Origin of the sequence: Geodermatophilus sabuli, from assembly GCF_010686765.1 — a bacterium.
Classification (GTDB): domain Bacteria; phylum Actinomycetota; class Actinomycetes; order Mycobacteriales; family Geodermatophilaceae; genus Geodermatophilus; species Geodermatophilus sabuli_A.
This window is the reverse complement of the sequence record NZ_JAAGWF010000027.1, coordinates 90,037-110,878: the sequence shown is the minus strand read 5'-3', so window position 1 is coordinate 110,878 and position 20,842 is coordinate 90,037. Positions and strand designations below refer to the sequence as shown.

Annotated in this window: 19 protein-coding genes, 1 tRNA gene and 1 riboswitch; of the genes, 7 read left to right on the top strand and 13 right to left on the bottom strand. The window is 76.1% G+C overall.

Going from position 1 to position 20,842, the window contains the following annotated elements; all coding sequences use genetic code 11:
• Positions 1-104: 104 nt before the first annotated feature.
• Complete coding sequence (gene dnaJ / locus GCU56_RS20855) at positions 105-1,241, bottom strand: molecular chaperone DnaJ (RefSeq protein WP_163483882.1); 1,137 nt, start codon at positions 1,239-1,241, stop codon at positions 105-107.
• Between the two features lie 15 nt (positions 1,242-1,256).
• The gene (hrcA, locus tag GCU56_RS20850) at positions 1,257-2,279 is read right to left on the bottom strand and encodes a heat-inducible transcriptional repressor HrcA (RefSeq protein ID WP_163483880.1); all 1,023 of its coding nucleotides are present in this window, start codon (positions 2,277-2,279) and stop codon (positions 1,257-1,259) included.
• Between hrcA and GCU56_RS25885 the strand changes: the two genes are divergently transcribed.
• Both GCU56_RS25885 and GCU56_RS20840 read left to right on the top strand, forming a co-directional pair.
• Positions 2,239-2,862, top strand: a complete 624-nt coding sequence (locus GCU56_RS25885) for a type II toxin-antitoxin system VapB family antitoxin (protein WP_440588757.1) — start codon at positions 2,239-2,241, stop codon at positions 2,860-2,862. The genes hrcA and GCU56_RS25885 overlap by 41 nt on opposite strands.
• An 80-nt stretch (positions 2,863-2,942) precedes the next feature.
• Positions 2,943-3,052: riboswitch (SAM riboswitch) on the top strand.
• A 54-nt stretch (positions 3,053-3,106) separates the two neighbouring features.
• Complete coding sequence (locus GCU56_RS20840; RefSeq protein WP_163483878.1) at positions 3,107-4,306, top strand: cobalamin-independent methionine synthase II family protein; 1,200 nt, start codon at positions 3,107-3,109, stop codon at positions 4,304-4,306.
• 58 nt (positions 4,307-4,364) lie between these two features.
• On the opposite strand, the gene GCU56_RS25405 is transcribed toward GCU56_RS20840, so the two are convergent.
• Genes GCU56_RS25405 through GCU56_RS20820 form a run of 4 tightly spaced genes read right to left on the bottom strand, consistent with a single transcriptional unit; the run spans position 4,365 to position 7,743 of the window.
• Positions 4,365-4,970 carry a response regulator gene (locus GCU56_RS25405; RefSeq protein WP_163483876.1) on the bottom strand — a complete coding sequence of 202 codons (606 nt, stop codon included), beginning with the start codon at positions 4,968-4,970 and terminating at the stop codon, positions 4,365-4,367.
• Complete coding sequence (locus tag GCU56_RS20830) at positions 4,967-6,073, bottom strand: sensor histidine kinase (protein WP_163483874.1); 1,107 nt, start codon at positions 6,071-6,073, stop codon at positions 4,967-4,969. Before GCU56_RS20830 ends, GCU56_RS25405 begins: the two co-directional genes overlap by 4 nt.
• Positions 6,074-6,094: 21 nt before the next feature.
• Positions 6,095-6,838, bottom strand: coding sequence for an ABC transporter permease (locus GCU56_RS20825; RefSeq protein ID WP_163483872.1), 744 nt, complete (start codon positions 6,836-6,838; stop codon positions 6,095-6,097).
• Positions 6,835-7,743, bottom strand: coding sequence for an ABC transporter ATP-binding protein (locus GCU56_RS20820; protein ID WP_345771985.1), 909 nt, complete (start codon positions 7,741-7,743; stop codon positions 6,835-6,837). Before GCU56_RS20820 ends, GCU56_RS20825 begins: the two co-directional genes overlap by 4 nt.
• Positions 7,744-7,928: 185 nt before the next feature.
• Between GCU56_RS20820 and GCU56_RS20815 the strand changes: the two genes are divergently transcribed.
• Complete coding sequence (locus GCU56_RS20815) at positions 7,929-8,288, top strand: ANTAR domain-containing response regulator (RefSeq protein ID WP_345771984.1); 360 nt, start codon at positions 7,929-7,931, stop codon at positions 8,286-8,288.
• A 122-nt stretch (positions 8,289-8,410) separates the two neighbouring features.
• Here the strand turns inward: GCU56_RS20815 and hemW are convergent, their stop codons facing one another.
• A complete protein-coding gene (hemW, locus tag GCU56_RS20810) occupies positions 8,411-9,631 on the bottom strand; it encodes a radical SAM family heme chaperone HemW (protein ID WP_163483865.1) in 1,221 nt (406 codons plus the stop codon).
• Positions 9,632-9,681: 50 nt separating this feature from the next.
• Between hemW and GCU56_RS20805 the strand changes: the two genes are divergently transcribed.
• Positions 9,682-10,452 carry an enoyl-CoA hydratase-related protein gene (locus GCU56_RS20805; protein WP_345771983.1) on the top strand — a complete coding sequence of 257 codons (771 nt, stop codon included), beginning with the start codon at positions 9,682-9,684 and terminating at the stop codon, positions 10,450-10,452.
• A 15-nt stretch (positions 10,453-10,467) separates the two neighbouring features.
• Here GCU56_RS20805 and GCU56_RS20800 read toward each other — a convergent pair whose 3' ends face one another.
• From GCU56_RS20800 to GCU56_RS20785, 4 genes are all read right to left on the bottom strand, one after another.
• Positions 10,468-12,822 (bottom strand): hypothetical protein, encoded by a 2,355-nt coding sequence (locus GCU56_RS20800; RefSeq protein WP_163483861.1) that lies wholly within the window; start codon positions 12,820-12,822, stop codon positions 10,468-10,470.
• A 272-nt stretch (positions 12,823-13,094) separates the two neighbouring features.
• Positions 13,095-14,861 carry a selenocysteine-specific translation elongation factor gene (selB, locus tag GCU56_RS20795; protein WP_239522652.1) on the bottom strand — a complete coding sequence of 589 codons (1,767 nt, stop codon included), beginning with the start codon at positions 14,859-14,861 and terminating at the stop codon, positions 13,095-13,097.
• Positions 14,858-16,159, bottom strand: a complete 1,302-nt coding sequence (gene selA, locus GCU56_RS20790; protein WP_163483859.1) for an L-seryl-tRNA(Sec) selenium transferase — start codon at positions 16,157-16,159, stop codon at positions 14,858-14,860. The genes selB and selA overlap by 4 nt, the downstream gene beginning before the upstream one ends.
• A gap of 38 nt (positions 16,160-16,197) precedes the next feature.
• A tRNA-OTHER gene (locus GCU56_RS20785) sits at positions 16,198-16,293 on the bottom strand.
• A 52-nt stretch (positions 16,294-16,345) separates the two neighbouring features.
• Between GCU56_RS20785 and GCU56_RS25400 the strand changes: the two genes are divergently transcribed.
• Positions 16,346-16,987, top strand: coding sequence for a WYL domain-containing protein (locus tag GCU56_RS25400; RefSeq protein WP_163483856.1), 642 nt, complete (start codon positions 16,346-16,348; stop codon positions 16,985-16,987).
• A 10-nt stretch (positions 16,988-16,997) separates the two neighbouring features.
• Here the strand turns inward: GCU56_RS25400 and GCU56_RS20775 are convergent, their stop codons facing one another.
• Positions 16,998-17,690 (bottom strand): DUF6624 domain-containing protein, encoded by a 693-nt coding sequence (locus GCU56_RS20775; protein WP_163483854.1) that lies wholly within the window; start codon positions 17,688-17,690, stop codon positions 16,998-17,000.
• 96 nt (positions 17,691-17,786) lie between these two features.
• Between GCU56_RS20775 and selD the strand changes: the two genes are divergently transcribed.
• Positions 17,787-18,794: a selenide, water dikinase SelD gene (selD, locus tag GCU56_RS20770; RefSeq protein ID WP_163483852.1), complete on the top strand. Its 1,008-nt coding sequence runs from the start codon at positions 17,787-17,789 to the stop codon at positions 18,792-18,794.
• Between the two features lie 47 nt (positions 18,795-18,841).
• Here the strand turns inward: selD and GCU56_RS20765 are convergent, their stop codons facing one another.
• A complete protein-coding gene (locus GCU56_RS20765; protein ID WP_163483850.1) occupies positions 18,842-19,732 on the bottom strand; it encodes a class I SAM-dependent methyltransferase in 891 nt (296 codons plus the stop codon).
• A gap of 136 nt (positions 19,733-19,868) precedes the next feature.
• On the opposite strand from GCU56_RS20765, the gene GCU56_RS20760 reads away from it, so the two are divergent.
• Positions 19,869-20,834 (top strand): zinc-binding dehydrogenase, encoded by a 966-nt coding sequence (locus tag GCU56_RS20760; protein ID WP_163483848.1) that lies wholly within the window; start codon positions 19,869-19,871, stop codon positions 20,832-20,834.
• Positions 20,835-20,842 lie beyond the last annotated feature (8 nt).

The following is a 20,842-nucleotide window of genomic DNA, read 5'->3' as shown; positions in this document are numbered from 1 at the left end:
GCCCACTGGTGAGCTCGCGAGCTCGCTCACCCGGCCCTCCTCGCTGGCGCTCGGCGCCCTCGTGCCCGGAGGTGCCGTGCCCACTGGTGAGCTCGCGAGCTCGCTCACTTCAAGGCGTCCCGGAGCTTGGAGAACAGCCCACCCTGACCCTCGGTGGCCGACGAGGCCGGACGGTCCTCGCCGCGCAGGGTGGCCAGCTCGCGCAGCAGCTTCTCCTGCTCGGCGTCCAGGCGGGTCGGCGTCTCGACCTCGACGTGCACGTGCAGGTTGCCCCGCCCCGTGGCCCGCAGCCGGGGGGCGCCCTTGGCGCGGAGGGTGAGCATGCTGCCCGACTGGGTGCCCGGGCGGATGTCGACCTCCTCCTCGCCGTCGAGGGTCTCGAGCGTCAGCGTCGTCCCCAGCGCCGCGGCGGTCATCGGGAGGGTGACCCGGCAGTGCAGGTCCTCGCCGTCCCGGGTGAACACCGGGTGCGGCTGCTCGACGATCTCCACGTACAGGTCGCCGGCCGGACCGCCGCCCGGGCCGACCTCACCGTGCCCGGTGAGCCGGATCCGCATCCCGTCCTCGACGCCGGCCGGCACCTTCACCGGGATGGTGCGCCGCGCGCGGACCCGGCCGTCGCCGGCGCACTTCGGGCACGGCTCGGGGATGACCTGACCGGTGGCGCCGCAGGTGGGGCAGGGCCGGGAGGCCACGACCTGTCCGAGGAAGGACCGCTGCACGCTCTGCACCTCGCCGCGGCCGCCGCAGGTGGTGCAGGTGGTCGCGTGGGTGCCGGGCGCGGTGCCCGCGCCGGTGCAGCCGTCGCAGAGGACGGCGGTGTCGACGGTGATGTCGCGCGTGGTGCCGAAGACCGTCTCGTCCAGGTCGAGCTCGAGCCGGATGAGGGCGTCACCGCCGGCCCGGACCCGGCTGCGCGGGCCGCGGGTGGTGGCACCGGCGCCGAAGAAGGCGTCCATGATGTCGCCGAGGCCGCCGAAGCCGGCACCGGCGAACGGGCTGCCCGCCCCACCGCCCCCGCCGGTGTCGAACGGGTCCCCGCCGAGGTCGACGATGCGGCGCTTGTCGGGGTCGGTCAGCGCCTGGTAGGCGCGACTGATCTCCTGGAAGCGCTCCTTGGCCTCGGGGTCGGGGTTGACGTCGGGATGCAGGTCCCGGGCCAACCGCCGGTAGGCCTTCTTGATCTCGGTGTCGCTGGCCCCGCGGGACAGGCCCAGGACGCCGTAGTAGTCGGTTGCCATCGAGAAGTCTCAGCCTCAGCTCTCGGCCAGGATCTGGCCGACGTAGCGGGCCACGGCTCGCACCGCGGCCATGTTCATCGGGTAGTCCATGCGGGTGGGGCCCACGATCCCCAGCCCGCCGAGTGCACGGGTGCCGGAGCCGTAGCCGACGGAGACGACCGACGCGCCGGTGAGCGCCTCGTGCGCGTTCTCCTCGCCGATCCGCACGAGCACGGCCCCGCCGGTGTCCACCTCACTGATCAACCGCAGGACGACGACCTGTTCTTCCAGCGCCTCCAGGAGCGGGCGCAGGCTGCCGGGGAAGTGCATCGCCTCGCGGGCCAGGTTCGCCGTCCCCCCGACCACCAGCCGGTCCTCGCCCGGCTCGACGAGGGTCTCGACGAGGGCTGCGCTCACGGCCGCGACCAGCGGCCGCAGGTGCGGCGGGGCGGTGTCGAGCAGCTCGGGCACCTTGCTGCCGGCGTCGGCGAGCTTGGCGCCGGCGAACGCCGAGTTCAGCAGCGCACGCAGGTCGGCGACGTCGTCGCGCTCGACGTCGACCGCGCACTCGACCAGCCGCTGCTCGACCCGGCCGGTGTCGGTGATCAGGACCACGAGCAGCCGGGACCCGGCGACCTGCACCAGCTCGAGGTGGCGGACGGCGCTGCGGGACAGGGTCGGGTACTGGACGACGGCGACCTGGTGGGTCAGCTGGGCCAGCAGCCGCACCGTGCGACTGAGGACGTCGTGCAGGTCGAGCGCGCCGTCGAGGAACTTCTCGATCGCCCGGCGCTCGGCCACCGACAGGGGCTTGACCGCCGACAGCCGGTCGACGAAGAGCCGGTAACCCTTGTCGGTCGGCACCCGGCCGGCGCTGGTGTGCGGCTGGGTGATGTAGCCCTGCTCCTCGAGCACGGCCATGTCGTTGCGGATCGTGGCGGGCGAGACGCCCAGGTCGTGGCGCTCGGCGAGGGCCTTGCTGCCCACCGGGTCGTTGGTCGAGACGTAGTCCTGCACGATGGCCCGCAGGACCTGCAGGCGGCGTTCGTCGTGCGCCACGGTGACACCTCCCCGTACCGGTCGACGCGTCGTTCGGGACCCTCCCGGGGACGTCCCGGCACTGGCGGGTGCCTGGCACTCACCCGCTCGGAGTGCCAGGCCAGCATACGTCGGCGAACCTCCCCCGTCGCGCGGCTCGCACGGGCCGGGGGACGGCGGCCGACGGGGCGGGCGGCCGCGGGTCGAGACGGCGGCCGATAGGCTCGGCGGGCACCGATCCGGTGCTCGCGGGGCTCGCAGAGCGGAGGTCGTCGCCCTGATCTTCAAAGCGATCGGTGACGGCCGGCCCTATCCCGAGCACGGCCTGTCCACCCGGGACTGGGCGATGATCCCGCCCCGCCAGATCCGCATGGACACGCTGGTCACCACCAAGCGCGAGCTGGCGCTGGACGCGCTGCTGGCCGAGGACTCCACCTTCTACGGCGACCTCTTCCCGCACGCCGTCCAGTGGCACGGCGAGCTCTACCTGGAGGACGGCCTGCACCGGGCGCTGCGGGCGGCCCTGCAGCAGCGCAACGTCATCCACGTGCGGGTGCTCGACCTCGATGCGCTGATGCCCGCGGAGCCGGCCGGCCAGGGCTGAGGTCCACCGGCCGCCGACACGCCGTCGCCTCGCCGTCCTCGCCTTGACCCCGGCGGTCCGCGCCTCCTACGTTCGCCCCAGGTCTCGAGTACCAGCGTCAAGCCCCGGCTCGCTGGTCGGCAACCCTCCACTGCGGCGGGGTGCCCCGGGTGACGACCTGGCCCTGCCGCCGGCAGGGCAAGCGCAGCGACGTCACCCGTTCCCCGGTCGTCCTGCGCCCCGCAGCGACGCCGAGGAGACGTCCGTGTCCGATCGCATCCCCACCACCCACGCCGGCAGCCTGCCGCGCACGCCCGAGCTGCTGGCCGCGAACGCCGCCCGTGAGGCCGGCCGCGCCGACGGGTCCCACGAGCAGCTGCTGGCCGAGGCCGTCCGCGACCTGGTCGCCCGCCAGCGCGACGCCGGCATCACCGTCCCCGGTGACGGCGAGTACGGGAAGTCGATGACCTCACCGGTCGACTACGGCGCCTGGTGGACCTACTCCTTCTCCCGCCTGGGCGGGCTGGAGCTGACCGGCGACAACCCGATCGCCGGGGAGCCGCGCCGGTCCGAGCCGGGCCACGTCGTCCTCAGCACGTTCGCCGACCGGCGCGACTGGACCCGCTTCGCCGACGCGTACTCCGATCCCACCAGCGGCATCGCGCTGGGCCCGGCGCGGGAGTGGCCCACCTGCACCGGCCCGCTGACCTACACCGGTGGCGCCGCCCTCGCCTCCGACATCGCCAACCTGCAGGCGGGTCTCGCCGCCGCCGGGGTCGAGCAGGGCTTCCTCACCGCGCTGTCGCCGGGCAGCGCCTCCCGCCTCCCGAACACTCACTACGCGACCGAGGAGGAGTTCATCTGGGCCTGCGCGGACGCCCTCCGGGAGGAGTACGTGGCGATCGTCGAGTCCGGCCTGGTCCTGCAGGTCGACGACCCGTCCATCGCCGAGAACTGGGACCAGGTCGTCCCCGAGCCCTCGGTCGACGACTACGTCGCGTTCACCAAGATCCGAGTGGAGGCGCTCAACCACGCCCTCCGCGGCCTGCCCGAGGACCGCATCCGGTTCCACCTGTGCTGGGGCAGCTGGCACGGCCCGCACACCACGGACCTGCCGCTGGCCGAGATCGTGTCGACGATGCTGGAGATCAACGCCGGCTCGTACTCGTTCGAGGCGGCCAACGCCCGGCACGAGCACGAGTGGCGGGTGTGGGACGACGTCGCGCTGCCCGAGGGCAAGGTGATCGTGCCCGGCGTCGTCAGCCACGCGACCAACGTCGTGGAGCACCCCGAGCTGGTCGCCGACCGGATCGAGCGGTTCGCCGACCGCGTGGGCCGCGACCGGGTCGTCGCCTCCACGGACTGCGGGCTCGGCGGGCGGATCCACCCGTCGATCGCCTGGGCCAAGCTCGAGGCCCTCGGTCAGGGCGCGGAGATCGCCACCGGTCGCCTCTGGCGGCGCTGACCGCCCCGGTGCGGGGCTCCGCCGCCGGCCTGCGAGCGGCGGGACCCTGCCGGGGCCGTCAGAGCCAGCCCTTCTCCTCCGCCACCCGCGCGGCCTCCACCCGGGTGCGCGCCCCCGCCTTGCCGATCGCCGAGGACAGGTAGTTGCGCACCGTCCCCTCGGAGAGGAACAGCCGGCGGGCGATGTCGGCGACGGTCGCCCCGTCGGCGGCGGCCCGCAGCACGTCCGCCTCGCGGGCCGACAGGGGGGTGGCGCCCAGGGCGAGGGCGGCGGCGGCCAGGTCGCGGTCGATGACCCGCTCCCCCGCCATCACCGCCCGGATGCCTCGCGCCAGCTCGGCGACGGGGGCGTCCTTCACGAGGAAACCGGCCGCGCCGACCTCCATGGCCCGGCGCAGGAACCCCGGCCGGCCGAAGGTGGTGAGGACGACGGCGCGGCACTCCGGCACCGCACCGGCCAGCGCCCGGGCGGCCTCGATGCCGTCGCAGCCGGGCATCTCGATGTCGAGCAGGGCGACGTCGGGCCGGTGCGCGCGCGCCGCGTCGACGACGAGGTCGCCACGGCCCACCTCGGCCACGACCTCGATGTCCTCCTCGAGGTCGAGCAGGGCCCGCAGCGCGCCACGGACGAGGGCCTGGTCCTCGGCGATGAGCACCCGGATCACGGCGCGCCCACCCGGTCGGCGGGGACGGTCAGCGGCACCCGGGCGGTCAGCCGGAACCCGCCGCCGGGTCCGGAGCCGGTCGCCAGCCGGCCGCCGACGCCGGCGAGCCGCTCCTCGAGGCCGGCCAGCCCCGCCCCGGGCGCGCCACCGGGGCCCCGGCCGTCGTCGGTCACCGTCAGCTCCGTCTGCCCGTCGGTCAGCCGGAGCTCCACGGTCACCGTGCGCGCGCCGCTGTGCCGCAGGGCGTTGGTGGCCGCCTCGCGCACCACCCAGCCGAGCACGGCGTCGACGGGGTCGGGCAGCTCGGGGACCGGGGACGGGGCGCGCAGCGTCATTCCGGCGGCCGACAGGGCCGCGCGTGCCTCGGCGAGGGCCAGCGCGCAGCCGACCTGCCGGTAGCCGCTCACCGCCTCCCGCACCTCGGCCAGCGCGCGCCGGGCGGCGGTCTCGACGTCGGTCATCTCGGCACGGGCCCGCGCCGGGTCACGCTCGGCCAGCCGGCCGGCGAGTTCGCTCTTGAGGGCGATCAGCGACAGGCTGTGGCCGAGCAGGTCGTGCAGGTCGCGGGCGAAGCGCAGCCGCTCCTCGGCCACGGCCGAGCGGGCCAGCTCGTCCCGCGCCTCGAGCAGCTCGGCGTTGACCGAGACCAGGTACCGCGTCCCCCGCAGCGCGAACGCGGTGAGCACGCACATCACCGGCAGGATGAACACGTCGCCGAGCAGGTCGTCCGCCGCGACGACCCCCGTGCAGACCGCGGTCGCGGCCAGCACCGCCGGCCACACCCAACGCTCGGGCAGGGTCACGGCGATCGCGGCCGACACGTAGATCATCAGGCCGGCCCACGCGGTGCCCAGCGAGACCGCCAACCCGACGCCGAGGACGGCCACGAGGGCCAGCTCGCGGTAGGCCGGGGCGCATCCGCGGGCGAAGGCGCGGGCGAAGGCGACCAGGTACGCGACGGTGAAAACCACCAGCCCGACACCGGCAACGATCCGCACACCGACGGGGCGCGGCTCCGACACCAGGTCGGCGAGGGGGAAGAGCTGGAACAGCAGCCACGGCAGCCCCCAGGCCAGCTGGTGGAACCGGCTCCGCACGTCCATGCCCCGGGACGGTAGCGCCGGTCAGCCGGAGACCGCGTGCAGCGGTCGCCGGGTGCCCACGAGGACGGCGAGGACGCCGAACAGGGCGGTGAACCCGGCCAGCGCCAGCACGGGCAGCACCGTCGAGGAGCCCGCGACGACGTCCCGCCCCACTTCGGCGTACCAGTAGGACGGCATGAACCGGGCCAGTGCCCGCATCGCGTCCGGGAACATCTCGACCGGCCACCAGAGCCCGCCGAGGGCGGCGAGCATCGTCCCGAGGATGCCGATGGCCCCGCCGGCCGCCTTCTCCTCCAGGCTCAGCCCGACCAGGATCCCCAGGGCGACGAAGGCGACCGAGCCCGCCCAGAGGACGGCGACCAGCGTCAGCCAGGTGCCCAGGCCGAGTTGCACGCCGTTGACGAACCGGCCGACGAGCGCGACGACGACCAGGCTGGGCAGCGCCAGGAGGGCTCCGACGGCGACGTCGACGGCGACCACCTGCGTCTGCGGCACGGGGGTGATCCGCAGTTGCCGGAGCCATCCCGACGCCCGGTCGAAGGAGATCCGGATGGTCGCGCCGAGGGCCGCACCCAGGGCGCCGTAGGCCATCATCGAGACCATCACGCTGGCCGCGAGGTCCTGGAACCCCGCCGCGTCCCCGGCCTGGCCGCCGATGATCTTGGTGATGAAGATCGTGAACAGGGCGGGCAGCAGGACGGTGAAGAAGAGGTACTGCTTGTTGCGCCCCACGCGGCGCAGCTGGAAGACCAACAGCCGGTTCATCGTGCGACTCCGATCGGTGCGTCCGTGCCGGTCGAGATGAGCGAGAGGACGGCGTCCTCCAGGGTGGCGCCTCGCACCTCGAGGTCCGGGAGCCCACCGTCGGCGAGCAGGGCCCGCAGGGTGACGTCGGCGTCGGCGGTCCTGAGGGTCACCGTCGTGCCCTGCCGCGTCAGGCCGGTGACGGCGGGCAGCCCGTCGAGGCGGCGGTCGGGTGCGGCGGTGAACGAGATGGTCCGGCCGACGATCCCCGCCTTCACCTGTGCCGAGGAGCCGTCGGCGACCAGCCGTCCGCCGGCCACGACCACCACCCGGTCGGCCACCGCGTCGGCCTCGTCCAGGTGGTGGGTGGCGAAGACGACGGTGTGCCCCCGCTCGGCCAGCCCGCGCATCGTCGTCCAGAAGGCCCGCCGGCCCTCGACGTCCATGGCCGACGTCGGCTCGTCGAGGAGGAGCAGCGGCGGGGCCCCGGCGAGGGCCAGCGCCAGCAGCACCCGCTGGCGCTGCCCGCCGGAGAGCGCCTCGACCGGACGGCCGAGCAGCCCGTCGATGCCGGCGGTGACGACGAGGTCCTCCAGCGGCCACCGGGTGGGGAAGCTGCGCCGCACCAGGTCGAGCACCTCGCCGACGCGCGCCTCGCTGGGCAGTCCGCCGTGCTGCAGCATCGCGCCGACGCTGCCCGCACGCACCGCCTCGCGCGGTGTCCGCCCCAGCACGCGGACCGCTCCCGCCGCCGGGGCCAGCAGGCCGAGGACGGCGTTGACGACGGTGGACTTCCCGGCGCCGTTGGGGCCGAGCAGCGCCACCGTCTGACCGGTGGGGATGGTGAGGTCCAGCTCGTCGACGGCGACCGTGTCGCCGTAGCGGACGGTCAGACCGGACACGTCCAGGGCAGGGGTTCCAGGCACGGCTCGAGCCTGCCGAGCCGCCCGGACCGGGAGTAGTGCGAGACGTCGCCGGTCGCGCCTGACGGATGTCATCCCCGGCGGCACGTCAATCGCCGGAGACCGAAGGCCCTCCGTGGCCAGCAGTCGCACCGACCGTCCACCGATGGCGCGCAGGCGCTGGTGCGCCTCGGCCGCTCGCCGGGGAGGTGGAGGTCGCCGGAGTGCTCGACATCGACGCCCGGACGCCGCGGGCCTCCGACGACGCGAGCCGGACGGTGGCCACCGGGATCGCCCCCTACGCGGCCGTCGCCGCCGGCACCGTCCAGGCCTACCGCAGCGCCCGCACGGCAGCGGACGACCTGCAGGCCGCGCTGGAGACCCGCGGGGTCATCGAGCAGGCCGAGGGCATCCTCATCGAGCGCCACCGGCTGACCCCCGACCAGGCGTTCGACGCCCTGGCCAGGGCGTCGATGAACACGAACGTCGAGCTCCGCGACGTCGCCGAGCACCTGGTCGTGACCGGCGAGCTCGCGGTCGGCCGGACCCGGGCCGCGACCGGCCGCTGACGGGGCACGACGGACCCACCACCCCTCGTACGAGGGCCCTCTACAGCCGCGGCGGCCTCCCGGGAGGCGGCCGCGGTCAGGTCCCGCCACTCCTGACCGTGGGGTGGCGGGGCCGCCCCGGTTCAGTCGGTCAGTTCCCGGACGAGTCCGTCGGCCAGCAGCCGGCCCCGATCGGTGAGCACGGCGCGCCCGCGGGCGTGGGCGCGGGGCTCGAGCAGGCCGCGGGCGACGGCGTCGGCGGCGCGGGCCCGGCCGGTCGCCGACAGCGTGGTCAGGGCCAGGCCCTCGCGCAGCCGGAGTCCGAGCATGATCGTCTCGAGCGCACGGTCCTCGTCGTCGAGCAGTTCGGCGTCCTGCACCGGGCTGTCGCCGGCGAGCAACCGGCCGGCGTAGGCGGCCGGGTGCTTGACGTTCCACCAGCGCAGCCCGCCGACGTGGCTGTGCGCCCCCGGGCCGACGCCCCACCAGTTGGCGTTGGCCCAGTACAGCTCGTTGTGCCGGCAGCGGGCGGCGTCCGAGGTGGCCCAGTTGGAGACCTCGTACCAGTCGAAGCCGGCCGACCGCAGCGTCGCGTCGGCCTGCTCGTACCGGTCGGCCAGGACGTCGTCGTCGGGCATCGGCAGCTCGCCCCGGCTGATCCGGCGGGCCAGCCGGGTGCCGTCCTCGACGATCAGCGCGTAGGCGCTCACGTGGTCGACCGGCGCGGCGAGGACGGCGGCCAGCGAGGCGGCCCAGTCGGCATCGGTCTCCCCCGGGGTGCCGTAGATCAGGTCGAGGTTGACGTGCGCGAAGCCCGCCGCCGCGGCCTCGCGCGCCGCCTCCGCCGCCCGTCCGGGCGTGTGCCGCCGGTCGAGCACGGCCAGCACGTGCTCGGCGGCGGACTGCATGCCCAGGCTGATCCGGGTGAAGCCGGCCTCCCGGAGCCGCGCCAGGCTCGCCGGCGTCACCGTCTCCGGGTTGGCCTCGGTGGTGACCTCGACGTCGTCGGCCACGGGGAACAGCTCGCGGACCGCGCCGAGGACGGCGGCCAGGTCGTCGGCGGGCAGCAGCGTGGGCGTGCCACCGCCGACGAAGACCGTCGACACCGTCGGCCGGTCCGGGCCCAGGGTGCGCGCCGCCCGGTGCAGCTCGGCGATCGCCGTGCCCGCGTAGTCCGCGCGACCGGCCCCGGGGCCGAGCTCCTCGGCGGTGTAGGTGTTGAAGTCGCAGTAGCCGCAGCGGGTCGCGCAGAACGGCACGTGCACGTAGAGCCCGAACGGCGTCGTCGCCAGGCCCTCACGGGCACTGTCGGGGAGCTGCAGGTCGGGGGCCGGGGTGTCCAGCAGCGGCAGGGCGGTGTTCATCTGCTCCCAGTGTGCCGCGCGGGCGCCACCGGCCGGGCAGGATGCGGGGCGTGGACCGAGACCGCGTGCTGCAGGTGAGGGTGTCCCGCGGGGTCGCGACCCTGACCCTGGACTCCCCCGCCAACCGCAACGCGCTGTCCCGGGCGGTGCGGGCACAGCTGCGGACGGCCCTGGCGGCCGCCCTGGCCGACGACGCGGTGCGGGTGGTGGTCCTCGACCACACCGGCCGGGTGTTCTGCTCGGGGATGGACCTCGCCGAGGCGGCGGGGGGCGCGGCGGAGGACCAGGGCGTGCGGGAGGTCCCCGAGCTGCTGGAGACGCTGTTCACCGCGGCCAAGCCGGTGCTGGCGGTCGTGCGCGGTCCGGCCCGGGCCGGCGGGGTCGGCGTGCTGGCCGCCTGCGACGTCGTGGTCGCGGGCGCCGCGGCCACGTTCGCCTTCTCCGAGGTCCGCCTGGGCATCGTGCCCGCGGTGATCTCCGCCGTCGTCCTGCCGCGGATGCTGCCGCACCTGGCGCACCGGCTCATGCTGACCGGCGAGGTGTTCGACGCGGCCACCGCCGCCGCGGCCGGCCTGGTCGACGTCGCGGTGCCCGACGAGCAGGTGGACGCCGCCGTCGCCGCGCAGGTCACCGCGCTCGCCGCGGGGGCGCCGGCGGCACTGGCCGCGACCAAGCGGCTGCTGCGCGCGGGCGGGCTGCGCGGCTCGTTCGACGAGCTCCAGGAGCTCTCCGCCCGGTTCTTCGCCAGCGAGGAGGGGCAGGAGGGCATCGCCGCCTTCCGAGAGAAGCGCCCCGCCCGCTGGGTGCCGGCCGCGGACTGAGCCCGACCGCCCGCGCTACCCGACCCGGATCGACCGCGCCGGTGACCAGGCGCCCGGACTGCCGTCGACCCGGTGCGCGCGCACCCGCCAGCTCCGGTCACCCGTGGCGGTCAGGGCCGCGCCGAGCTGCGAGGCGGTCACCGTTCGGGTGACCAGCACGGTCGTGAAGGTGGTCGAACTGCCGACCTGCAGCGTGTAGCTCGCGGCGTCGGGCACGTCGCTCCAGTCGAAGGGGATCGACTGGCCGACCCCGAACCGGCTGCCGGACGCCGGGGCGACCAGCGTCGGTGCGGGCAGCGGCGCCAGCGGGATCGGGTTGACCGTGAGCGTCGCCGTCCTCGTCCCGCCACCGCCGGCCACCGACAGCGTCACCGTCGTCGGCGCGGCGGGGTTGGTGGTGTGGATCAGCACCCCTGCGTGCGGGGAGCCGGCCGGGATCGTCACCGACGGCGCCATGCGGGCGACGGCGGGATCACTGCTGGTCAGCGTGAACGTGGTGTCCGTGGTCTGCACCGTGTCGATGGCCACCCGGGCGGAGGAGCCCTCCGAGCCGGTGGTCGGCGTCTTCTCGACGGTCCAGACCGCCGGGGGGACGCCCGGGTTCAGGACCAGTTGATGCGTGGCCTGCCCGCCGCGCCAGCTCGCCGTCAGCGTCACGGTCGTCGGGGCCGGGACCGGGGTGGTCGGGATCGCGAAGTGCTGCAGGAAGCCCCCTGCCGGCACGGTGACGGTGGCCGGTGGCGACGCCAGCGGCGAGCTGCTGGTCAGGGTGACGTCCGCGCCACCGCCCGGGGCGGCGCCGTCGAGCTCGACGAAGGCCGAGCCGGTCGCGCCGCCGGTGACGGTGTTGCCGCCTGGCCCCACGCTCTTCAGCGAGGAGGGCAGCACGGTGATCGACGTCGTGGCGGTGGACCCGTCGAGGATCGCCGTCACCGTCACCGGGGTCGGCTGGGTCACCTGGCCGTGGGAGAAGCGGAACTGCTGCACGGACTGCCCGGCCGGAACGGTCACGGTCGCCGGGACCGGCACCGCGGACGGGTCGGTGCTGCTCAGCCCGACCACCGCGCCGCCGGCCGGGGCCAGGGCGGTCAGCTGCACCTCGCCGACCCGCTCGGTGCCGCTGTGGGCGGTCGGCGAGTCCAGCAGTCGGACCGACGCCACGCCGGAGGGCCCGCTGCCGAGGGTGAACGAGCGGACGGTGGACGGTGCGGACAGCGCGGCCGTGGTGGGTGACGCGTTGCCGTAGGCGTGCCGGACCCGCCAGTACTTCGTGCCGGCGGACAGCCCGAGGACGGTCCACCGCGAGTCGGTGAGCCCGGCGCTCTGCGCCTCGACGGCGCCGAACCCGGGGTCGCGCGCGATCTCGACCGTGTAGCCCGAGCTCTGCGGGTTGGGCACGTCGTCCCAGTCGAGGACGAACGGCAGCGAGACGGTCGCGCCGTCAGCGGGCGCGACGAGGATCGGCGGCGGCCCGACGGGGGCGCTGTAGGAGATGGTGAAGGTGCGCACGTCGGAGGCCGGACCGGCGACGCCGTCCGCGCCGATCGCGCGGACCCGCAGGTTCCAGCTGCCGGTCAGCGAGTCGTGCATGGTCAGCGAGTAGGTGGGCGCCGTGATGTTGTCGAACCGGACCTCGACGGGCGCGGGGAACGCCGCGTTGCGGGAGGCCTCGACCACGTAGCTGGCAGCTCCGGGCACGGCACCCCAGCTGAACGGGAAGGTCTCCATCGGGTGGTACGCGGTGCCGAACGGCAGCGCCGCGAGCACCGGCGCTGCGAGCGCGCCCGGGCCCGCGCCGGTGACGACGAAGCTCCGGGTGGACGACCACGGGCCGACGCGCAGCGCCCCGTCCACGGCCTGCACCCGCCAGTGGTAGGTGCCTGGGGCGAGTTGCCCGACCGACTCCTGCGTGACGCCGGGCAGCGTCGAGTCGCGGGTCACGAGGGTGGTGAACGTCGCCGAGGTGGCGATCTCCCAGTTGTAGCCGCCGTTCTGGCTGGCCGGGGCCGGGTCGAGGACCGCCGACCAGGACAGCGTGACCGGGGTCGTGACGCTCGCCCCGTTCGCCGGCGCGAGCTGGGCCGGGGCGGCCGGAGCCGACGGCGGGGCGGTGGTGGAGCAGCCGGTCAGCGTCGCCACCCGCGGTGTCGCCGACCCGTCGTTGACGTCGACCGTGCAGTCGGCGGGCGGGGTGTAGCCCGACCGCACGATGGCGAACCGGCCGCGGGAGTCGCTGCGCCCCAGGACGGCGCCGTCCACCCGGATGTCCCGGCGGGCGGTCGCGGTCCCGTCGAGGCGCAGCGTGCCGGCGCTGACCTCGGCCCGCGACACCGACACCGCGGCCGACGCGGGCCCTGCGAGCAGGACCATGGGCAGGACCGCGAGGACGGCGACGACCGCGGCCCGCCATCCGGATCGGGCGGGGTGACGGGGGGTTCCGGATCGCGACATGGTGGGCACTCCGATCGCCCCCGCTGGTCCCGCCCATCCCCCTCCCCCCGTCGGTGACGGGCAAGTGGACGTTCGTACTAGGACCGGGGGCCGCGCCTGCGGACCGGCTGGCAGCTCCGCCGTCTCGCGCAGGTCCTGTGGACGCGACCGACCCCGCCGGGCTCGAGCTGCGCGAGGCCGGGAGCGGACCCCTACCGGAGCCGGCGGGTGTTGTCCGGCAGCCGCTCGGTGACCCCCCGGGCGTCGAGCCACTCCATGAGCGGCACGGCGACCCGGCGGGTCGTGCCCCAGGCCGAGCGGGCCTGGCTGAGCGTGAACGGCGCCGGCAGGCCGGTCAGCCGCTGCCGCGCCACGTCCGCCACCCCGGGCGCCAGGAACACGCCGTCGGCGATCTTCACCAGCTGACCGTCCCGGACGGCGGCGGCCAGCTCCCGCGGGCCGAGGCCAGCCGCGGCCAGGTCGGGCGCCTCGGGTGCGGCGAAGGCGTCGGCGGCCAGCCGGGCGCGGACGGCGTCGACCGCCTGCTGCACCTGCGGTGGCAGTCCGGCCGTCGCGGCCGACACCCGCCCCTCCCGCAGGGCCAGCGGCGGGCGCACCACCGCGCGCAGCAGCTCGGCGTCGGGCAGCTCCAGCGCCCGGCGGGCGACGTCGACCGGCGGGCCCGGCTCCAGCGGCCGCAGCTCCCGGTAGCGGGCCACCACGGCGGGCAGCCGCGCGGCCAGCTGGTCGGCCAGCCCGGGGGCCATGAGCCACGGACCGACGGCGGTCGCCCCGTCGGGCACCGGCCAGCCCATGGCGGCGAAGTCGGCGGCCCGCACGACCCGGCGGCGGGCCAGCTCCACGGCGGCACCGGCGGCGCCGGTCGGCTGCGCGGCCAGCTCCGCGGCGCGCTGGCGGGCCGCTCCCCGGCGGCGCAGCTCCGGCGGGTCGACGTCCCGGACGTCGGCGCCGAGCACCCGGCGGGCGCCCGGGTCCCGGACGAGCAGCCGGTCGCCGACCCGCAGCGGCAGCGGGCCGGCCAGCCGCAGCCGTACCGCCGTCCCCTCGAGCGGGCGCAGCCGGGCGCCGACCGCCGCGGACCCGACGTGCACGACCGCCTCGGCCGGCAGCCGGTCGGGCGCCACGTCGAGCGTGACGTCGACGTCCACGGTGACGCGGAACGCGCCCGGGGTCAGCAGCGCGTCCCCGCGGGCGATCTCCTCGACCGCGATGCCGCGCAGGTTCAGCGCCACCCGGGCGGTGGCGCGGGCCCGCTCGACCGGCCGGCCCAGCGACTGCACGCCCCGGACCCCGACCTCCCGGTCGCCGAGCTGAAGGCGGTCACCGGGCGCCACGGTGCCGGCGGCGAGGGTCCCGGTGACCACGGTGCCGGCGCCCTTGATCGGGAAGGCCCGGTCGATCCACAGCCGCACCGGGGCGCTGCGGTCCGGCGCGGGCAGGCCGGCCAGCATCGCCTCGAGCGCCGCGGCGACCTCGGGCACGCCGGCGCCGGTGGCGGCGCTGACCGCCACCCCGGGGACCGCACCCATCGAGGTGGCCGCCAGCCGCTCGCGGGCGTCGTCGAGCACGGGCCTGGCGTCGGCGAGGTCGGCCTTGGTGACGGCGAGCAGCGCGTGCCGCACCCCCAGCGCGTCGAGGACCGCCACGTGCTCCGCGGTCTGCGCCGACCACCCGTCGTCCGCCGCGACCACGACCAGCGCGGCGGGCACCGAGCCGACGCCGGCCAGCATGTTGCCGACGAAGCGCTCGTGCCCGGGGACGTCGACGACGGCCAGCCGGCGGCCCGACGGCAGGGTCGTCCAGGCGAACCCGAGGTCGATGGTCAGCCCGCGGCGGCGCTCCTCCTCCCACCGGTCGGGCTCCATGCCGGTGAGCGCCCGCACCAGAGTCGACTTGCCGTGGTCGACGTGCCCGGCGGTGGCGATGACGTCCATGCCGCCCTCGTCGGTCCCGCTCATCGGGCCACCTGCAGCACCGCGGCGGCCAGGGTCTCGTCGGCCGAGGGCGGGAGGCTGCGCAGGTCGAGCAGGGTGCGGTCCCCGGCGACGTACCCGACCACCGGTGGCGTCCCGGCGCGCAGCGGTGCGGCGAACGTCCCGGGCAGCGAGACCGCGGCGCTGGGCAGCGGGTGCTCCGGAGCGCCTCCGCCGCCGACCCGCGCCTGCGCGTCGACCGCCACCGCGTCCACGCCGGCACCGGCCAGCCGGGCGGCGAGCGCGCCGGCCCGGCGGCGCAGCTCGGCCGGATCGGCGGAGAGCATCTGGTGCACCGGCGGCAGCGGGCCGCGCAGGGTGGCCTCCAGTGCCGCCAGGGTCGTCTTGTCCACCCGCAGCGCCCGGTACAGCGGATGCCGGCGCAGCCGCTGCACCAGGTGGGCGCGGCCGAGCACGAGCCCGGCCTGCGGGCCGCCGAGCAGCTTGTCGCCGCTGGCCAGCACCAGGTCGGCGCCGTCGTCGAGCGTGGTCTGCAGGTCGGGCTCCTCGGGCAGCACGGGGTGCGGGCGCAGCAGGCCCGATCCGACGTCGGCCACCAGCGGCACCCCGCTGCCGCCCAGCCCGGCGGCGAGCTCGGCCACGGGGACCGCCCGGGTGAAGCCGCGGACGACGAAGTTCGACGGGTGCACCTTGAGCACCGCACCGGTGTCCGGGGACAGGGCGTCGCGGTAGTCGTCGAGGGTCACCCGGTTCGTCGTCCCGACCTCGCGCAGCCGGGCACCGGTGGCGGTGAGCAGCTCCGGGATCCGGAAGCCGTCGCCGATCTCGACCAGCTCGCCCCGGGCGATGACGAGCTCGCCGCCGAGCGCCGTGGCCACCAGCGCGAGCGCGGCGGCGCAGTTGTTGACCACGAGCGCGGCCTCCGCCGCGGGCACGGCCGCCAGGAGCGCGGCGATCGCCGCCTCCCCCCGCGGCCCGCGTCGGCCGGTCCCGAGGTCCAGCTCGACGTCGGTGGTGCCGCTGGCGGCCGCGACCGCCTCGACCGCGGCCGGCGACAACGGAGCGCGGCCCAGGTTGGTGTGCACGAGCACGCCGGTGGCGTTGAGCACCGGCCGCAGGCTGCCCGCCGTCGACGGCAGTCCGGCGAGCGCGGCGTCCACCGCGTCGCCGGGTGCCAGGGCGCCGTCCCGGATGCGCTGCTGGACCTGCTGGACGGCGGACTTCACCAGCTCGCGGCCCAGCCGGTCGGCGGCGGCGGCGAGCTGGGGGTCGGCGAGCAGCGTGTCGGTGCGGGGCACCTGCCGCCGCGGGTCGGCGCTCATCGCCCGGGAGCGTATGCGCCGACCCGCGCGCGGGTGGTTGGCGGAGGCGGACGGGAATCGAACCCGCCTGACCGAGGTGCTCGGCCACGTCGGCTTTAGAGGCCGCGGGGGCCACCAGGCGCCCTGACGCCTCCGCCGCGCACCCTACGTCGCCGAACTGTCGGTGCCGACTGCCACCCTCGGAGCGTGAGCCGCACCGAGCACCGCACCGCCGCGACCCTGCCGCCGGTCACCCTGACGCCGGAGGAGGCGGCGGCGGTCGCCTCCGCCCTCGCCGCCCGGCCCGACGGCCCCTACGCCGCCGCCGGGCGGGGCGCCCTCGAGAAGGTCCTGGACGCCCTCGAGCCCGATCCGCTCCGCCGCGCCCAGCTCCTGGCCTCGAGTCTGTGGGTCAGCGCCGAGGCCGGCCACGCCGAGCAGGTCCGCACCACGCTGGAGCGGGCGGTCGAGCGGCACCGCGTCGTGGTGCTCCGCTACCGCGACGGTGCCGGCCGGCCGTCCCGGCGCGAGGTGGAGCCCCACCTGCTGGCCCGCACGCACGACCACTGGTTCCTCGTGGCCTGGTGCCGCGAGCGGCGGGCGCCACGGTGGTTCCGGAGCGACCGCATCGAGGCGGTCGAGCTCACCAGCGAGACCGCGCCGCGACGCGACCTGGCCGACGTGGGGGTCCCGCCGTCACCCGCCCACCCCGCCGGGCGGTCGCTGCGCCGCCGGCCACCGGCCGCCGGTCCGGCCTCGCCCCCGACCGCCGACACCGCACCGGATCCCGTCGCCCGGCCCGGGCGAGACCGTCCCCGGCTGGTCGCGCTCCCGGGCGGCCGGTCCTAGGCCGCTCGTCTCACTCCTCGGCGCAGATCGTGGTCATCTCGGCGAGGTAGTCGGCCAGCGGGTCCAGCCCCGCGGCGGCCCGTCGCTCGTCGACCGCGGCCTGGTCGGCGATCGGGGTGGCCGGGACCGGGCCGTCGGGACCGCAGCCGACCTGGGTGCCGTAGAGCTGCGGCTGTCCGGCCCCGACCGCGACCCGGTCCTCGAGGTAGGCGAGGTTGCCCGGCGATGCCTGGCCGTCCGCCACGGCCCGCCGCAGGAGCTCCAGCGCCCGCCGCTGGAACGCGGGGTCGGCGTCGGAGTGCTGGGCGACCGCCCAGGCGGCGTCCTCGCCGTCCTCACCGACGAGGGCGTACGTGGGCCAGCCGTGGGTGTCCAGGATCTCGGCCAGGCGCGCGGTCCGGGCCGCGTCGCCCTCGGGGTCCGGGCCGCCGGTGCGTCCGCTCTGGTCGCGCTCGAGCATGGCGATCAGCTCGTCGTGCAGGGCCTGGTCGAACGACGGTGACCGGGGGCGGCCCGAAGGCTCCGCGGTCCGCCCCGCCGGCGTCGCCTCCGCCACCGACGTCTGGCCGGCCGACGGCGTCGTCGCGGCGGCGGGCGGCGGGCGGTCCGCGGACGCGCCGCCCGAGGAGGAGCAGCCGACCAGGAGCAGGAGCACGGCGACGACGAGTCGGGGCACGGCGACCTCCCGGGATCCGGGCGTCATGCTCGGGGTCCGACCGGCGGGCTGTCGAGAGCCGGGGATCTCCCGTGCGGCGGGAACGCGCTGCTGAGCCGGTCCGGGCGCGACTACGGTCGGGGCGTGACGACCGCTCCCGCGACGATCCGGCTCACCCAGTACGCGCACGGCGGCGGCTGCGCCTGCAAGATCCCGCCCGGCGAGCTGGAGGCCGTCGTGGCCGGGCTGACCGCCGGTGGCCCCTCCAGCCCGAACGCCGAGCTGGTGGTGGGGCTGGACGACGGCGACGACGCCGCCGTCGTCCGCATCGCCGGCGGGCAGGGCCTGGTGCTCACCACCGACTTCTTCACGCCGGTGGTCGACGACGCGTACACGTTCGGCCGGATCGCGGCGGCGAACGCGCTCTCCGACGTCTACGCGATGGGCGGCACGCCGGTCGTCGCGGTCAACCTGCTCGGCTGGCCGCGCGAGGTACTGCCCGCGGAACTGGCCGCCGAGGTGCTCCGCGGGGGGCTGGAGGTCGCCCAGGAGGCCGGCTGCCACGTCGGCGGCGGGCACTCGATCGACGACCCCGAGCCCAAGTACGGGATGGCGGTCACCGGTCTGGTCGACCTCGACCGGCTGGTCCGCAACGACGCCGCGGTGGCCGGGACGCCGCTGTCGCTCACCAAGCCCCTCGGCGTGGGCGTGCTCAACAGCCGGATGAAGGCCACCGGCGAGGTGTCGGAGGAGGCAGTCGCCTCGATGACCGCGCTCAACCGGGACGCCGGCCGCGCGGCCGTCGACGCCGGCATCCGCGCCGGCACCGACGTCACCGGCTTCGGGCTGCTCGGACACCTCTACAAGATGGCCCGGGCCAGCGGGGTGACCGCCGTGGTCGACGCCGCCGCCGTCCCCTACCTCACCGGGGCGCGCCAGGCCCTGGCCGACGGCTTCGTCTCCGGTGGCACCCGGCGCAACCTGGACTGGGTGCGGCCGCACACCGACCTGTCCGCGGTCTCCGACGACGAGGCGCTGCTGCTCGCCGACGCGCAGACCTCCGGTGGTCTGCTGCTGGGCGGCGAGGTGCCCGGCGCCCCGGTCATCGGCGAGTTCGTGCCGCGCGGGGAGCACGTCGTCGTCGTCCGCTGAGAGCCCCAGGAGCATCGCAGCGAGGGCCAGGGAGCGGGAGCGGACGGTCAGCGTCGTGCGTCGATGCTGCCGCGCCGCGCGGTCACCAGCCAGGCCGCGGCGCCCAGCAGCACCCCGTCCGGGCCCGCCCGGTCGGCCAGCCGGGCGCGGAGCGCGGACAGTGCCGACGCACGGTCGTGCTCGTCCAAGCCGGCGAGGAGCCCCTTCGTGGGGCCGAGGGAGCTCATGAAGGCGTAGGCGTCGTCGACGTCCGCGCCCACGCGCTCGGGCTCGCGCACGTCGGCGAGGTCGACGTCGACGAACCCGGCTCCGGTGAGCAGGCGGCGCACGGTGTCCGGGTCGGCGAGGCCGAACGGTCCGGGAGCACCGACCGGCGGCTCGGGCAGCGACCGACCGGCGGCCAGGGTCTCGAACAGGATGCCGAGCCACTCGTTGCGCGCCATCCCCTGCCAGGCCAGCATCGCCAGCCGTCCCCCCGGCCGGACGGCCGCACCGAGGTTGGCGAACGCGGCGGGCGGATCGGCGAAGAACATGACGCCGAACCGGCTGAGGACGACGTCGAACGCCGCGGGCTCGAAGGGGTGCACCTGGGCGTCGCCCTGCACGAACGTCACGTTGGTCAGGCCGGCCGCCTCGGCTCGGCGCCGGGCCACGGCCAGCAGCGGCGCGGACAGGTCGAGGCCGGTGACGTGCCCGTCCACCGCCGCGCGGGCAGCGGCGGCGCTGGAGACCCCGGCGCCGCACCCGACGTCGAGCACGTGATCGGGAGCGGTGATGGCGGCCGCGTCGAGCAGCCACCGGTCGAAGCGGGCGCTGGCCGCCTCGTAGCGGTCGACGTGCGTGACCCAGTGCTCGACGTCGTCGCCGTTCCAGGCCCGGAACTGCTCGGCGTTCGCCTCGTCGACCAGCGGCGCGGGCTGCGATGCGGGGACCGTCATCGTCGGAGTCCTCCCGGCAGCGGGCCGCGGGCGGCGACCCGTCGGCCGCGATGGTCCCGGACGGCTGCACCGCCGCCTACCCCCTCGCGCGCGGGCCGACGTCGCCGCTGGTCGGCGGCTCGGTTAGCGTCCGACCATGCTCGCTGCCTTCGTCTCCACGCCCGCCCCGAAGGACCCGCTCTCCGTGCTGGAGATCGGTGAGCGCCCCGCGCCGGAGCCGGCCGACGGCTGGACCACGGTGCAGGTCAAGGCCGCCTCGCTCAACCACCACGACCTCTTCAGCCTGCGCGGGGTGGGACTGCCGCAGGAGCGGATGCCGATGATCCTGGGCACCGACGCGGCCGGCATCGACGCCGAGGGCAACGAGGTCGTCGTGCACGGGGTGGTGGCCACTCCGGGCTGGACCGGCGACGAGACCCTGGACCCCAAGCGCTCGCTGTTCTCCGAGCTGCACCAGGGCACGATGGCCGAGCAGGTCGCCGTCCCCCGCCGCAACCTCGTGCCGAAGCCGGCCGAGCTGTCCTTCGCCGAGGCCGCCTGCCTGCCCACGGCCTGGCTGACCGCCTACCGGATGCTGTTCGTGAAGTCGGGACTGCGGCCGGGCGCCACCGTGCTCGTCCAGGGCGCCAGCGGCGGGGTGGCGACGGCCCTGGTCGCGCTCGGGCGCGCCGCCGGGTACCGGATGTGGGTCACCGGGCGCAGCGAGGACAAGCGCGCCGCCGCCCTGGCGCTGGGCGCCGACCAGGCCTTCGAGACCGGTGCCCGGCTGCCCGAGCGGGTGGACGGCGTGATGGAGACCGTCGGCGAGGCGACCTGGAGCCACAGCATCAAGTCGCTGCGCCCCGGCGGCGTGCTGGTCACCTGCGGCGCCACCAGCGGCTTCAACCCCGGCGCCGAGCTGAACCGGGTCTTCTTCACCCAGCTGTCGGTGATCGGCTCGACGATGGGCACCCGCGACGAGCTGGAGTCGCTCGTGCAGATGTGCCGGGTGACCGGCATCCGCCCCGTCATCGACGTCGAGCTGCCCATGGCCCAGGCCCGTGAGGGCTTCGAGCGGATGCTCGAGGGCCGCACCGCCGGGAAGATCGTCTTCACCCTGTAGCCCGGAGG

Excerpts from the sequence above, each read along its gene's own strand:
- GCU56_RS20800 (WP_163483861.1), bottom strand. The coding sequence starts at position 12,822 with ATGGTCCTGCTCGCAGGGCCCGCGTCGGCCGCGGTGTCGGTGTCGCGG.
- GCU56_RS20775 (WP_163483854.1), bottom strand. The coding sequence starts at position 17,690 with ATGACGCCCGGATCCCGGGAGGTCGCCGTGCCCCGACTCGTCGTCGCC.
- GCU56_RS25885 (WP_440588757.1), top strand. The coding sequence starts at position 2,239 with ATGGCCCGCAGGACCTGCAGGCGGCGTTCGTCGTGCGCCACGGTGACA.
- selB (WP_239522652.1), bottom strand. The coding sequence starts at position 14,861 with ATGAGCGGGACCGACGAGGGCGGCATGGACGTCATCGCCACCGCCGGG.
- dnaJ (WP_163483882.1), bottom strand. The coding sequence starts at position 1,241 with ATGGCAACCGACTACTACGGCGTCCTGGGCCTGTCCCGCGGGGCCAGC.
- GCU56_RS20760 (WP_163483848.1), top strand. The coding sequence starts at position 19,869 with ATGCTCGCTGCCTTCGTCTCCACGCCCGCCCCGAAGGACCCGCTCTCC.
- GCU56_RS20825 (WP_163483872.1), bottom strand. The coding sequence starts at position 6,838 with ATGAACCGGCTGTTGGTCTTCCAGCTGCGCCGCGTGGGGCGCAACAAG.
- hemW (WP_163483865.1), bottom strand. The coding sequence starts at position 9,631 with ATGAACACCGCCCTGCCGCTGCTGGACACCCCGGCCCCCGACCTGCAG.
- selA (WP_163483859.1), bottom strand. The coding sequence starts at position 16,159 with ATGAGCGCCGACCCGCGGCGGCAGGTGCCCCGCACCGACACGCTGCTC.
- GCU56_RS20765 (WP_163483850.1), bottom strand. The coding sequence starts at position 19,732 with ATGACGGTCCCCGCATCGCAGCCCGCGCCGCTGGTCGACGAGGCGAAC.
- GCU56_RS20830 (WP_163483874.1), bottom strand. The coding sequence starts at position 6,073 with ATGGACGTGCGGAGCCGGTTCCACCAGCTGGCCTGGGGGCTGCCGTGG.